Genomic DNA, 12,956 nt, shown 5'->3' with positions numbered 1-12,956 from the left:
CGCCGACACCGCCGAGGCCCGACCCAGGCGCCCACCCCGGCAGCGGGCCGGCCCGCCCCCGCCCGCCACCGCCCGGACCCACCACATCGCCCACCGGCAGCGAGCGAATCCCGCCGTCCCGGCGGCGCCTCGTCGAGTGGGCCGCCGGCCCGCCCACGCTCGCGCTCGCGATCGGCCCGCTCATACCCGGACCCTCGGCTTCAGGTCGCTGTACTTGCGGTCGCCGATGCCGCGGATCCGGCGCAGTTGGTCGACCGTGGCGAAGCGGCCGAGCAGGGTGCGTTGTTCGATGATTTGCCGGGCCAGAACCGGGCCCACGCCGGGGAGTTGCTCCAGTTGTTCGGCCGTTGCCGTGTTGATGTCGACGAGCGCGCCCGAAGTCGGCGAGCCGCCCGGCCCGGTCGAGGCCACCGGCACCGGCGCCGGGGCGCCCGGGACGCCGACCGGGACCTGTTCGCCGTCGGCCAGCGGGCGGGCCAGGTTCAACGTGGCCAGGTCCGCCGCCGGCAACGCCCCACCGGCGGCCTGCACCGCATCCGCCACCCGCGCCCCCGGCGGCAACAACACCACCCCCGGACGCGCCACCTTCCCGGCCACATGCACCGTGATCGGCCCGGTCGCAGGCACCGGCCCGGCAGCCGACGACGAAGCCGGCGCACCGGCCGACGCCGCGAAGCCCGACCCCGGACCCCCCGTCGCCTGCCCCACCGGAACCGCCGCCGGCGCCGCCACACTCTGCGGCCGCGCCCGCCACCAGCCGCCCACCGCGAGCGCGACCGCCACCAGCGCGAGCACCGCGACCGCGGCCACCGCACGCCGATCCACCCCCACCCGAAACCGGGCCGGCAGGCGATCCGCGACCGCCTCGGCCACCCGCCGCGCGGAATCCGGCCCCCGAGGACCCTCCGGCTCCCCCGCCCCGAGCAGCGCGGCAACCCGCTCGGCACCCGACCGCGGCAACGCCGAGGCCGCACGGCCGGGCGACGCACGCCCCGGCGAAGCCCGACCGGAGAACGAATACCCGGCGGACGAGTCTCCGGCCGACGAAGACGACATCCCGGGCGACGAGAACCCGGGCGCGGCATGTCCGGAGGACGAGTCCGGCACAGGAGACGGCGAAGGCGAAGGCGAGGAAAACGGCAACGAGGATCCGGGCATGCCCGAAAGCTAGGCCGCCCCGCTCACCCGCCCCCGCTCACCGCGGCCCCCTGTGCACAACCCGCCGGGCTGTGGAAACCAACCCCACCCACGTGGGTGACCCACCCCGCCCCGACAACGCCACCCCACCCGGCCCCGCCCGCCCCTCACCGAGGCGAAACCACCACCGCCAACAACCCCGGCCCCGCATGCGCCCCGATCACCGCGCCCACCTCGCTCACGTACAACTCCCCCAGCCCGGCCACCCGCTCCCGCAGCCGCCCCGCCAACGCCTCCGCGCGCTCCGGACTGGCCAGATGATGCACCGCGATGTCGACCGCCCCGGCCCCCGCCCGCTCCACCGCCAACTCCTCCAGCCGACTGATCGCGCGCGTCGCCGTACGAACCTTCTCCAACGGCCCGATCAATCCGTCGCTCACATGCAACAGCGGCTTGACCGCCAACGCCGTACCCATGAACGCCGCCGCCGCCCCGATCCGCCCGCCCCGGCGCAGATACTCCAGCGTGTCCACGTAGAACAGCGCCGACGTGGTCTGCGCGCGCTTCTCCGCCGCGATCGCCGCCTCCTCCAGGGACGCGCCGTCCGCCGCCGCCTCCGCCGCGGTCAGCACGGAGAAACCCATCCCCATGCCCAACGTGCGCGAGTCCACCACCCGCACCGGCACCTCGGCGTCCCGCGCCGCGAGCAGCGCGGCCTCGTAGGTGCCGGAGAGTTCGCGGGAGAGGTGGATCGAGACGATGCCCGTCGCACCCTTCTCGGCGAGTTCGCGATAGACCTCGGCGAACGTCTCCGGCGCCGGGCGCGACGTGGTCACCACTCGGCGCTGACGCAGCGCGTCGGTGAGTTGGGCGGGCGTGGCCTCGATGCCGTCGTCCAGCGGCCGTCCACGCAGGACGACCTTGAGCGGGACCACCACGAGGCGGTGCCGCTCCACGAGCTCCTCGGGCAGATAGGCCGTGGAATCGGTGACCACGGCAAGATCGGTGGGCATCGTCGGCATGAGCGGGCAACCACCCGGATGTGAGACGACAGGGGGGCGGGGTCGGTGTCTCGACTACCCCGTGTCGGGTCGCTGAGTCGAGACACCACATTCAATCTCGGTCACCATGCCACGCCCCGACGCGCGGGTGACGCGCGCGAGGGTGCGGCCGGCGCGTCCCGTCGTCGGGGCCCGCCGCCGGCGGCTGCTCAGGTCAACCGCTTGCTCTCGGATCGGCTCTCGTCCGCGTACGCGCGCAGGGCCGCGGCCTCGCGCTCGACGTCCGTGCCGAGCCGGTCCAACTCGTCCTCGCCCAGGTGGCGTTCGCGGTCCTGAACGGCCCACCGCAGCGAGGCCGCGGCATGCTCGATGCGATCCGCGCGCTCCTTGAGGCCGGGCAACTCGCGGGCGACCCGGTCCCGATCGGGCTCGCGCTCGACCATCTTGAGGTCCGTGTCCAGCGCCTTGGCGAATTCGTCCAGCCGGCGCAACAGCGCGACCGCGTCGGAGAGCTGCGCGTCGTGTGCGTAGCCCGCCTCCAGCACTCTCCGGGTCTGGTCCAGCGAGCGCCGCACCGACCCGCGCAGGCGCGCCGCCTCGCCCGCATCACCCGTGCGGGTATACGCACGAGCCTTGGACGTGGCGTCCTCCACGAGGCCGCGGACCCGGGGCGCGTGCCGGTCGATCCGGCGGCGCACCGCCCGCCGCATCATCGTGATCAGGCCCACCACGACGCCCACGAGTACGAGACACGCGAGCACACCGGCGCCCAGCACCACGCCGAAGGTCTCGGCGCCATCGGCCAACGAGTCGGTGGTCGCGGGAACGTCGGCGAGGGCCACGAGGCGTCTCCTGCCTGGTCGGGGCCGGAAGGTTTCCCCTCACACTAACGCCGCCGGGCGGCTTCGATACGCACGCGGCGGAAAACACCGCGTTCCAGACCGATCGTCACCGACCGGAAACGGTCCGGACACCGTCCGGAAATCGGCCGCCGCGCAAGCCGGCCCGCACACCGTGAAGGCCCGACCGCACACCGCGCGCCCCCGCCGCACACCGCGAGAACCCGCCACGCGGGCCCACCGCGAAGCACGGCCCGCGCGCGGTCGGCCGCTCACCGAGCGAGCGGCCGACCCGCACCGACCGACCTACGCCGGAACGATGTTCACCAGCTTCGGCGGCTTGACGATCACCATCCGCACGCCGGCCCCGTCCAGCGCGGCCAGCACCACCGGATCGGCCAGCGCCAGCGCCTTCAGCTCGTCCTCGCCGATGCTCGGCGCCACCTCCAGGCGGGCCCGCACCTTGCCCTTGATCTGCACGACACAGGTGACCGTGTCCTCGACCAGGTAGGCCGGATCCGCCTGCGGGAACGCCTCGTAGGTGACCGTGTCGCCGTGCCCCAGCCGGGACCACAGCTCCTCGGCCACGTGCGGCACCAGCGGCGCCACCATCAGCACCAGTTTCTCGGCGATCTCGCGCGGCACGGCCGGCAGCTTGACCAGCGTGTTGTTCAGCTCGATCGCCTTGGCGATGGCGGTGTTGAAACGCAGCGCGTCCATGTCCCGCCGCATGCCGTCGATCGCCTTGTGGGTGGCCCGCAGCGTGGCCTCGTCGGCCGGCTCCTCGACCACGGTCGGCGCGCCGGTGTGCTCGTCCACGATGTTGCGCCACAGCCGCTGCAGGAAGCGGTACGAGCCGACCACCGCGCGGGTGTCCCACGGTCGGGAGATCTCCAGCGGACCCATCGACATCTCGTACAGGCGCAGGGTGTCCGCGCCGTACTCCTCGGCCATCTGGTCGGGCGTCACCGAGTTCTTCAGCGACTTGCCCATCTTCCCGTACTCGCGGCTGACCGCCTGCTCGCCCAGGAAGAACTTCCCGTCCCGCTCCTCGACCTCGCTCGCCTCGACGTAGACGCCGCGCTCGTCCTTGTACGCGAACGCCTGGATGTAGCCCTGGTTGAACAGCTTGTGGAACGGCTCGGACGAGGACACGTGGCCCAGGTCGAACAGCACCTTGTGCCAAAAACGCGAGTACAGCAGGTGCAGCACCGCGTGCTCGACACCGCCGACGTACAGGTCCACGCCGCCGGTGTGGCCCTCGTGCTTCGGGCCCATCCAGTACTTCTCGACCTCGGGGTCGACCAGCACCTCGGTGTTGGTCGGGTCCAGGTAACGCAGCTCGTACCAGCACGAACCGGCCCAGTTGGGCATGGTGTTGGTCTCGCGGCGGTACTGCCGGGGCCCGTCCCCCAGGTCCAGCGTGACGTTCACCCAGTCGGCGTTGCGCGACAGCGGCGTCTCGGGCTTGGTGTCCGCGTCGTCCGGGTCGAAGGTGCGCGGGCGGTAGTCGTCGATCTCGGGCAGCTCGACCGGCAGCATCGAGTCCGGCAGCGCGTGCGCGACGCCGTCCTCGTCGAACACGATCGGGAACGGCTCGCCCCAGTAACGCTGCCGGGAGAACAGCCAGTCGCGCAGCTTGAAGTTGATCGTGCCCTCGCCGATGCCGCGCGCGGCCAGCCACTCGGTGATCGTCCTCTTGGCCTCGACCACCCCCAGACCGTCCAGCGTGATGCCCGCGCCGGAGCTGTTCACCAGCTTCGCGTCGTAGGACACGAACGCGTCGGCCCACTCGGTGGTGTCGCTGATCGAGCGGTCGTCGGTGGGCTCGACCACGCAGCGGATCGGCAGCTCGAAGGCCCGCGCGAACTCGAAGTCGCGGTGGTCGTGCGCGGGCACCGCCATGATCGCGCCGGTGCCGTAGCCCATCAGCACGTAGTCGGCGATGAAGACCGGGACCCGCTCGCCGTCGACCGGGTTGATCGCGTAGGCGCCGGTGAAGACGCCGGTCTTGTCCTTGCCCTCGCTCTGCCGCTCGACGTCGCTCTTGGACCCGGCGAATCGGCGGTAGGCCGCGATCGCCTCGGCCGGCGTCGCCGCGCCGCCCGTCCACACCGCCGGGATGCCCTCGGGCCAGGCGTCCGCGACGATCGCGTCGACCAGTTCGTGCTCGGGTGCCAGCACCATGTAGGTGGCGCCGAACAGCGTGTCGGGCCGGGTCGTGAACACCTCGATCGGCGCCGCGTCGGTGGCGAAGGAGACCTTGGCGCCCTCGGATCGGCCGATCCAGTTGCGCTGCATGATCTTGATCGGCTCGGGCCAGTCCAGCTTGTCCAGGTCGCCCAGCAGCCGGTCGGAGTACGCGGTGATCCGCATCATCCACTGCCGCAGGTTGGACTTGAACACGGGGAAGTTGCCGCGCTCGCTGCGGCCGTCGGCGGTGACCTCCTCGTTGGCCAGCACGGTGCCCAGACCGGGCGCCCAGTTGACCGGGGCCTGCGACACGTACGCCAGGCGGTACTCGTCCAGCACCGCCGAACGCTCGGTGGCGCTCAGGTCGGCCCACGCGCGCCCGTCCGGGGTGGCCCGGTCGCCCTTCTCGAACTGCTCGACCAGCTCGGTGATCGGACGCGCGCGACCGACGCCCCCGTCCGCGCCGGGCGCCTCGGGGTCGTACCAGGAGTTGAAGATCTGCAGGAAGATCCACTGCGTCCAGCGGTAGTAGGCCGGGTCGGTGGTGGCCACCGACCGGCGCTGGTCGTGGCCCAGGCCCAGCCGGCGCAGTTGCCGGCGCATGTTGGCGATGTTCGCCTCGGTGGTCACCCGCGGGTGTGTGCCGGTCTGGACCGCGTACTGCTCGGCGGGCAGGCCGAACGCGTCGTAGCCCAGCGTGTGCAGCACGTTGTACCCGGTCATGCGCTTGAACCGGGCGTATACGTCGGTCGCGATGAAGCCCAGCGGGTGTCCGACATGCAGGCCCACACCCGAGGGGTACGGGAACATGTCCATCACCATCATCTTGGGCCGCCCGGCGACCTTCTCCGGCTCGGCCAGCGGACCGGCCGGGTTCGGCGCCTCGAACGTGCCGTCGGCCTCCCACCGGTCCTGCCACCGCGCCTCGATGTCGCCGGCCAGGACGGCGTTGTAGCGGAAGGGCTCGGTCGGGGCGTCGGTGTTGCCGGCAGGACCCTGCGTCATCTCGGTCATCGTCCTCAACCATCGGGGTGTGGGCAGCCGTCGGCTGCTTCCGGTTTCGTCGCTTGCGCGAAGCGACCGTTTCTGGAAACGAAAAGACCCCTCGCTCAGGAGGGGTCGCCGCGCCGAGTCGGGTGGGAGCGGTCCTCCACCCGGTCTGCTCAGCGCGGCCCGGTAAGCAGCAGTACGGCACGCATGGCCTCAGGCTACCGCAGGTGACCCGGAGCCGGTTCGATCCGGGGGCGACATCCGGGCCGCCTCGGTCACAGTCCCGGAGCGGGCCCGGTGGACAACGACAACACCAGCAGGATCTGGGCGAGGTGGTAGGCGCCCACGATCAGCACCGGCGCGTACGGCGTCGGGGCGCGGAACCGGTTCCAGCCGACCAGGGTGTCGGAGACGTAGAACAGGAACGCGCCGGCCACCGCGCTCGGTCGACCGGTGGCCGCCGCGGCGACCACCATCAACGAGACCACGCCGACGTAGAGCAGCACCATGCCGATGTACGTGGGCGCGCTCTCGCGCGCGCCGGTGACCAGACGCACCGCGTAGGCACCCGCCGCGAACAGCACGACCACGATGCCGGCCGCGGCCCACAGCCAGGACCACCCCATGCGTTGAAAACCCGCGACGTAGCCGATGTGGGCGAACAGCGAGGCCACCACCGCGGCCACGAACCAGCGCGGGGCGAGCAGGTCGCGCAGCAGCGACAACGCGAGCGCGACGCTGAACAACGCGCGCAGTGCCCCGTCGACGTCGTCGAACGACCAGACGGCGACCAGCAGGGCACAGATCACCGCGGCCTTCAGGAGGCGATCGAGGGGGAGCCGATCGAGCGGGAGACGTTCCCGGGCGACGGCCACCCAGTCGGCGACCGCGAGCAGGCTCGCGAGCACCAGCACGAGTACTGCGGTGAGGGTCACGTCCGGCGACACTACTGGCCGGAAACCGGACCATTCGCCCACTCGTTCGACCCGTCACGCAACCGTGACGGGAAAGACCTCAATCGTGATCACCCGGGGCCTCGGGAGCGGTCCGCGCCCGCTCCCGAACCCCGCCGACCGGGCCGTCCTCACATGCGTTCGAAGCCCCGGAACAATTCCCAGTCGGTGACCGCCGCGTCGTAGGCGGCGAGTTCGACCCGGGCGGCGTTGGCGTAGTGCTCGACGACCTCGGGACCGAACACCTCGAGCGCGAGCGTGCTCTTCTCCCACAGCTCCAGCGCCGCGCGCAGCGACGTGGGCACGTGCTGCCCGTCGGAGGCGTACGCGTTGCCCGCGCACGCCTCGGCCGGCTCCAGCCAGTGGTCTATCCCGTACAACCCGGCGCCGATCATCGCGGCCACCGCCAGGTAGGGGTTCACGTCGCCGCCGGGAACCCGGTTCTCCACCCGCAGGCCCGCACCTCGGCCGACCAGGCGCAGCGCGCAGGTGCGGTTGTCGATGCCCCACTCGACGGCGGTCGGCGCGAACGTGCCGGGCTGGTAGCGCTTGTAGGAGTTGATGTTGGGCGCGTACAGGAGGGTGAACTCGCGCAGCGCGGCGAGCTGCCCGGCCAGGAACTGGCTGCCGAGCCGGGACAGTCCGTGCGCTCCCGAGCCGGCCAGGAGCGGCCGGCCGTCCGCCTCCTCGCGCAACGACAGGTGGATGTGGCACGAATTGCCCTCGCGCGCGTTGGGCTTGGCCATGAAGGTCAGGCTCATCCCCTCCTGCGCGGCGATCTCCTTGGCCCCGGTCTTGTAGACGCTGTGGTTGTCGCAGGTCCGCAGCGCCTCGTCGTAGCGGAAGGCGATCTCGTGCTGGCCGAGATTGCACTCGCCCTTCGCGGATTCCACGTACATCCCCGCGTCGGACATCTCGTTGCGGATCCGGCGCAGCAGCGGCTCGATCCGACCGGTGCCCAGGATCGAGTAGTCGACGTTGTAGAGGTTGGCCGGGGTCAGGTCGCGATAGGCGCGGTGCCATGCCTCCTCGTAGGTGTCCCGATAGACGCAGAACTCCAGCTCGGTACCGACCATCGCGGTCCAGCCGCGCTCGGCGAGCCGCTCGGTCTGCGCCCTGAGGATCTGGCGCGGCGACGCGGCCACGGGGCGTTCGTCGCCCCACTTCAGGTCCGCCTGGACCAGCGCGGCACCGGGATTCCACGGCACCGGGCGCAGGGTGCGCAGGTCGGCGTGCAGCACGAAGTCGCCGTAGCCGCGATCCCACGAACTCATGTCGAAGCCGTCGACGGTGTTCAGATCGACGTCCACGGCGAGCAGGTAGTCGCACGCCTCGGTGTGGTGTTCGAGCACCTCCTCCAGGAAGAAGCGGGCGGACAACCGCTTGCCCTGCAACCGCCCCTGCATGTCGGTGAACGCGACCACGACGGTGTCCACCTCGCGCGCCCGGACCAACTCCCGCAACCGCTCGATCTCCAGCATGATCCACGCCTCCCCGTCGGTTCCGGCCATCCAAGCGCACTCGATGTGCCGGGCGGGGGATTTCGCCGGGCGGGCCGACGCGAAACCGAGCCGGTCGAGGACACGACCGCCGCCGTCGCGGCTTCACGGGGCCGGTGCGTCCGCGCGGGTCGAGCGGGCATAGCGGTCCGTCAGGGCACGCAGATGGGCGACCAGTTCCGGGGGGTCGGTGACGGTGAAGTCGTGGCCGAGCAGGCCCAGGTGCACGGCCAGGGTGTCGAGCGAGTCGGCGCCGGTGTCCAGCACGCAGGTGTCGGCGTCGATCGCCTCGACCGTGCCCACGGCCGGGTTGATCCGGTCCAGGACGTCGGCGGCGGGCGCGTGCACCAGGACCCGGGCGCGATGTCGCCAGGCCGCCGCGGAGACCTTGCCGGCCACGTACCTGGCCGCGTCGCCGTCCGGGTCCTCGCGCGGCGCGAACCTGGGCCCGTTCGGGGTGCGCGGGGTGATCCGGTCGACCCGGAAGGTGCGCCAGTCGGCGCGGTCCACGTCCCAGGCGACCAGATACCAGCGGCGGCCCCAGTTGACCACCCGCTGCGGCTCGACGGTGCGCACGGTGCCCGCGCCGGCGTGGTCGAGGTAGTCCAGCCGCAGCCGCTCGCGGTCCCGGCAGGCCGCGACCAGGACGGTGAGCACGTCGGTGTCCACCTTGGCGGAGGGCCGATCCGCGGGTACCGGCACCGCGTACTGCTGCAACGTGCGCACCCGTCGGCGCAGCCGCGCCGGCAACACCCGCTCCAGCTTGGCCAGTGCCTGTATCGAGGTCTCCTCCATGCCCGCCATCGCCCCCTGGGCGACGGTGCGCAGGCCGATGGTGACCGCCACCGCCTCGTCGTCGGACAGGAGCAGCGGCGGCATCGCGGCACCGGCGGCGAGCCGATAGCCGCCGGCGGACCCCCGGGTGGCGTCGACCGGATAGCCGAGTTCGCGCAGCCGCTCGACGTCCTTGCGGATCGTGCGGCCGGTCACGCCCAGGCGGTCGGCCAGTTCCGAGCCGGGCCACTCGCGGGGCGTCTGGAGCAGGGACAACAGGCGCAACAAACGTGCCGAGGTTTCCAACATTTTCGCAGCCTGCCGCCCCAATAGGATCGAAGCATTCCTATTGGGATCCTACTGTTCCACTCATGGAGAACAGCAGCCACACCGCAGCCGAGACCGCCACCGCGACCGCCGACACGATCCGCCCCTTCCGGATCGGGATCGCGCAGGCCGATCTGGACGACCTGCGCGAGCGCCTGACCCGCACCCGCTGGGCCGCCGACGTCCCGGGCGTGCCCGAGTGGACGCGTGGCGTGCCGACGCCGTACCTGCGGGATCTGGCCGCGTACTGGGCGAACGACTTCGACTGGCGCAAGGCGGAGGCCCGGCTGAACTCCTTCCCGCAGTACCTCACCGGGATCGACGGTCAGGACATCCACTTCGCGCATGTGCGCTCGGCCCGGGCGGACGCCCCCGCGTTGTTGTTGATCCACGACTGGCCGGGCTCGTTCGTGCAGTTCGTCGACGTGATCGAGCCGCTGTCGCGCGACTTCCACGTCGTGGTCACCGACACGCCCGGTGTCGGCTTCTCCGGCCCGCTGTCCGGGCCGGGCTGGAACACCGGCCGGATCGCGGGTGCCTTCACCGAGCTGATGGCCCGCCTGGGCTACTCGCGCTACGGCGTGCAGGGCAACGGCGGCGGGGCGTGGATCGCGGCCGAGATGGGGCGGATCGCGCCGGAGCGGGTGATCGGCATCCACGTCAACGGCCTGGTCACCTTCCCGTCCGAGGACCCGGCCGACTTCGCCGGGTTGACCGAGAGCGAGCAGTCCAGGCTGGCCCGGCTCCAGGAGTTCCGGGACGACAAGATGGGCTTCAACGCGATCCAGTCGACCCGGCCGCAGACACTCGCCCACGCGTTGCACGACTCCCCGGTCGGTCAGCTCGCCTGGATCGTGGAGAAGTTCAAGGAGTGGACGGACACCGCGAGCGCGCTGCCCGAGGACGCGGTGGACCGGGACACCCTGCTCACCAACGTCAGCCTGTACTGGTTCACCGGCACGGCGGGCTCCTCGGCCAACCTCTACTACGAGATGGCGCACGACCCGAGCGCGTGGGCGCCCAGGGAGCGCGGCACCGTGCCGACGGCGGTGGCCGTCGCCCTGCCCCAGGACGTCGCGATCCGCCGCTTCGCCGAGCGCGACCACCACGTGGTGCGCTGGACCGAGTTCGAGCGTGGTGGCAACTTCCTGTCGCTGGAGCAGCCGGAACTGCTGATCGGCGACGTCCGGGAGTTCTTCACGGGTCCGGACGGCCGGGACGTGTCCTAGGGGCCGTCCGAAACGACCGAAGGCCGCTTCCTGGAGGAAGCGGCCTTCGGGATTGCGGTGGAGCTACGGAGAATTGAACTCCGGACCTCTTGCATGCCATGCAAGCGCTCTACCAACTGAGCTACAGCCCCGCGTGAATACGTCACAAGTCTACCGGGTCGCCCGCAGTGCTCACGACCAAGGGGGTGCGCAGCGGCGGCGGCGCGCGCAGCGGCCCGACCGCCCGCAGCAGCACCGCGGCGGTGAGGCCGCACAGCGTCGCGAACAGGTGCCCGAGGTCCCAGATGGTGTGGTCCACGATCACCGGCAGGCCGACCGAGACGAACATCACCGCCGTGCCCGCGAGTCGGACCCAGCCGGACATGATCAGCACCGCCGCCGCGCACGAGCCCACCTCGACGTAGCTCACCCCGACGTCCGTCGCGAACGCGATCTTGTGCGGGAGTCGGCCCGCCTCGATCGCGCCCTTCTCCACCGCGGCGGTCAGCAGCGACCCGAACACGTGGCCGCTCGCGCCGATCAGCAACATCCTGGGCGAGCCGTAGCGGCGTTCCGCCCACGCCACGATCGTGCCGAACACGACCATGTAGGTGGCCAGTCCGGAGCCGTGGTCGGCGACCCAGAACGCGCTGGTGAGCAGCGCCTCCAGCGGATCGTCGCCGAGCCGGAGCAGGTTGGTGCTGTTCAGCTTGGTGAGCAGGTCGATCAGCCGGGGCGGCGAGGTGCGTTGCACGACCGTGGACGCGGTGAAGATGGCGATGTAGGTGAAGGTGACCGGCGCGGACAACACCCACGCGTGCAGCCGGGCGGTCCACGGGCTCAGCACCCGCACGCAGCGCCGGGCCCAGGCCCAGCGACGGGCGAGGCCGCGCAACACGTACCAGGCGATGGCGAGGCTCAGCCCGAGTGCGACGGTCACCCGGCTCCGGTGCCCCCGCGGCCCGCGCGCGAATCTTCTCCGCCCGGCTCAGCCGCCGATCGTGCTGCGGAAGCGGGCGCGGTAGGCGGAGGGGGTGATGCCCAGCCGGCGCAGGAACGCCCGGCGCAGGGATTCGTCGCTGCCCAGGCCGCTGTGCGCGGCGGCGGCGGTCACGGTGGCGCCGGCGGCCAGCAGGGATTGGGCCGCCTCGATCCGCACGGCCTCCACGTAGACCGCCGGGGTCGAGCCGACCCGCTCGTGGAACAGCCGGGTGAGGTGGCGCGGGCTGAAGCCGCCCAGTCGGGCGAGCGCGGGCAACGAGTGGTCGGCCGCCGGGTCCGCGGCGACCGCGTCCAGGACCGGGCGCAGCGGATCGTCGAGGCCGGCCCGGGCGCGCGAGGGGACCGAGAACTGCGACTGGCCGCCCGGTCGACGCAGGAACACCACCAGGTCGCGGGCCACCTCGCGGGCCAGGTCGGCGCCCTCGTCCGCCTCGACCAGGGCCAGGGCGAGGTCGATGCCGGCGGTCACCCCGGCGGACGTGTAGACCGTGCCGTCCCGGACGAAGATCGCGTCCGGCTCGACCGAGACGCTCGGATGGCGCCGGGCCAGCATCGCCGCGTGCCGCCAGTGCGTCACCGCCCGCCGCCCGTCGAGCAGCCCCGCCCGGGCGAGCAGGAACGCGCCCGTGCACACCGACGCGATCCGCCCGGAGGTCGCGGCGAGCGTGGTCACCGCGTCGAGCAGCCGGGCCGACGGCGCGTGTTGCGGGAAGTCCACCGACCCCGGCACGACCAGCGTGTGGGCGCCGTCGATCTCCGTCGCGGCCGCGTCGACCAGCAGCCGGGTGCCCGCCGACGTGGTCACCGGCTCGCCGGTCGGCGAGCACAGGGTCAGCGTGTAGGCGCCGCCCAGGCGCTCGGCCGTGCCGAACACCTCCAGCGGCGCGGTCACGTCCATCAGCCGGACCCCGTCGTACGCGAGCACCGTCACATTCCTGCGTTGCATGCCTCCCACGCTACCCGCGAGCCGTGTCCGAATCCGAGGGATCGCCGTCCGAATGGACATGGCCGCGACCCGGGCCCGAGCGGCAGG

General features: G+C 72.0%; 10 protein-coding genes and 1 tRNA gene. 1 reads left to right on the top strand and 10 read right to left on the bottom strand.

The window, feature by feature from the left end; translation table 11 throughout:
• Window positions 1-180: 180 nt before the first annotated feature.
• The 7 genes from ABZ374_RS00665 to ABZ374_RS00635 all read right to left on the bottom strand — a co-directional run bounded on the left by ABZ374_RS00665 (window position 181) and on the right by ABZ374_RS00635 (window position 9,695).
• Window positions 181-873: a ComEA family DNA-binding protein gene (locus ABZ374_RS00665; RefSeq protein WP_360304576.1), complete on the bottom strand. Its 693-nt coding sequence runs from the start codon at window positions 871-873 to the stop codon at window positions 181-183.
• A gap of 431 nt (window positions 874-1,304) precedes the next feature.
• Window positions 1,305-2,150, bottom strand: coding sequence for a DegV family protein (locus tag ABZ374_RS00660; RefSeq protein ID WP_360304574.1), 846 nt, complete (start codon window positions 2,148-2,150; stop codon window positions 1,305-1,307).
• Between the two features lie 197 nt (window positions 2,151-2,347).
• Complete coding sequence (locus tag ABZ374_RS00655) at window positions 2,348-2,980, bottom strand: hypothetical protein (RefSeq protein WP_360304572.1); 633 nt, start codon at window positions 2,978-2,980, stop codon at window positions 2,348-2,350.
• A 303-nt stretch (window positions 2,981-3,283) separates the two neighbouring features.
• Entirely contained in the window at window positions 3,284-6,184 is a 2,901-nt protein-coding gene (leuS, locus tag ABZ374_RS00650; protein ID WP_360304570.1) for a leucine--tRNA ligase, read from the bottom strand.
• Between the two features lie 251 nt (window positions 6,185-6,435).
• The gene (locus ABZ374_RS00645; protein ID WP_360304568.1) at window positions 6,436-7,095 is read right to left on the bottom strand and encodes a lysoplasmalogenase family protein; all 660 of its coding nucleotides are present in this window, start codon (window positions 7,093-7,095) and stop codon (window positions 6,436-6,438) included.
• A gap of 149 nt (window positions 7,096-7,244) precedes the next feature.
• Window positions 7,245-8,594 carry a glutamine synthetase family protein gene (locus ABZ374_RS00640; protein ID WP_360305443.1) on the bottom strand — a complete coding sequence of 450 codons (1,350 nt, stop codon included), beginning with the start codon at window positions 8,592-8,594 and terminating at the stop codon, window positions 7,245-7,247.
• Between the two features lie 123 nt (window positions 8,595-8,717).
• Window positions 8,718-9,695: a YafY family protein gene (locus tag ABZ374_RS00635; RefSeq protein WP_360304566.1), complete on the bottom strand. Its 978-nt coding sequence runs from the start codon at window positions 9,693-9,695 to the stop codon at window positions 8,718-8,720.
• A gap of 62 nt (window positions 9,696-9,757) precedes the next feature.
• Here ABZ374_RS00635 and ABZ374_RS00630 point away from each other — a divergent pair, with 62 nt between their 5' ends.
• Window positions 9,758-10,942, top strand: a complete 1,185-nt coding sequence (locus ABZ374_RS00630; protein WP_360304564.1) for an epoxide hydrolase family protein — start codon at window positions 9,758-9,760, stop codon at window positions 10,940-10,942.
• A gap of 58 nt (window positions 10,943-11,000) precedes the next feature.
• On the opposite strand, the gene ABZ374_RS00625 is transcribed toward ABZ374_RS00630, so the two are convergent.
• From ABZ374_RS00625 to ABZ374_RS00615, 3 genes are all read right to left on the bottom strand, one after another.
• A tRNA-Ala gene (locus ABZ374_RS00625) sits at window positions 11,001-11,073 on the bottom strand.
• An 11-nt stretch (window positions 11,074-11,084) separates the two neighbouring features.
• Entirely contained in the window at window positions 11,085-11,861 is a 777-nt protein-coding gene (locus ABZ374_RS00620; RefSeq protein ID WP_360304562.1) for a rhomboid-like protein, read from the bottom strand.
• A gap of 48 nt (window positions 11,862-11,909) precedes the next feature.
• Window positions 11,910-12,869 carry a DJ-1/PfpI family protein gene (locus ABZ374_RS00615; RefSeq protein ID WP_360304560.1) on the bottom strand — a complete coding sequence of 320 codons (960 nt, stop codon included), beginning with the start codon at window positions 12,867-12,869 and terminating at the stop codon, window positions 11,910-11,912.
• Window positions 12,870-12,956 lie beyond the last annotated feature (87 nt).

This window comes from Embleya sp. NPDC005971 (assembly GCF_040629175.1).
In the GTDB taxonomy this organism is placed as follows: Bacteria; Actinomycetota; Actinomycetes; order Streptomycetales; family Streptomycetaceae; genus Embleya.
Note: the sequence above shows the minus strand (reverse complement) of the source record. Positions and strands in the feature narration are given on the sequence as shown.

Coding starts and splice junctions, on each gene's coding strand:
- ABZ374_RS00615 (WP_360304560.1), bottom strand. CDS start 12,869: ATGCAACGCAGGAATGTGACGGTGCTCGCGTACGACGGGGTCCGGCTG.
- ABZ374_RS00660 (WP_360304574.1), bottom strand. CDS start 2,150: ATGCCCACCGATCTTGCCGTGGTCACCGATTCCACGGCCTATCTGCCC.
- ABZ374_RS00640 (WP_360305443.1), bottom strand. CDS start 8,594: ATGCTGGAGATCGAGCGGTTGCGGGAGTTGGTCCGGGCGCGCGAGGTG.
- ABZ374_RS00630 (WP_360304564.1), top strand. CDS start 9,758: ATGGAGAACAGCAGCCACACCGCAGCCGAGACCGCCACCGCGACCGCC.
- leuS (WP_360304570.1), bottom strand. CDS start 6,184: ATGACCGAGATGACGCAGGGTCCTGCCGGCAACACCGACGCCCCGACC.
- ABZ374_RS00635 (WP_360304566.1), bottom strand. CDS start 9,695: ATGTTGGAAACCTCGGCACGTTTGTTGCGCCTGTTGTCCCTGCTCCAG.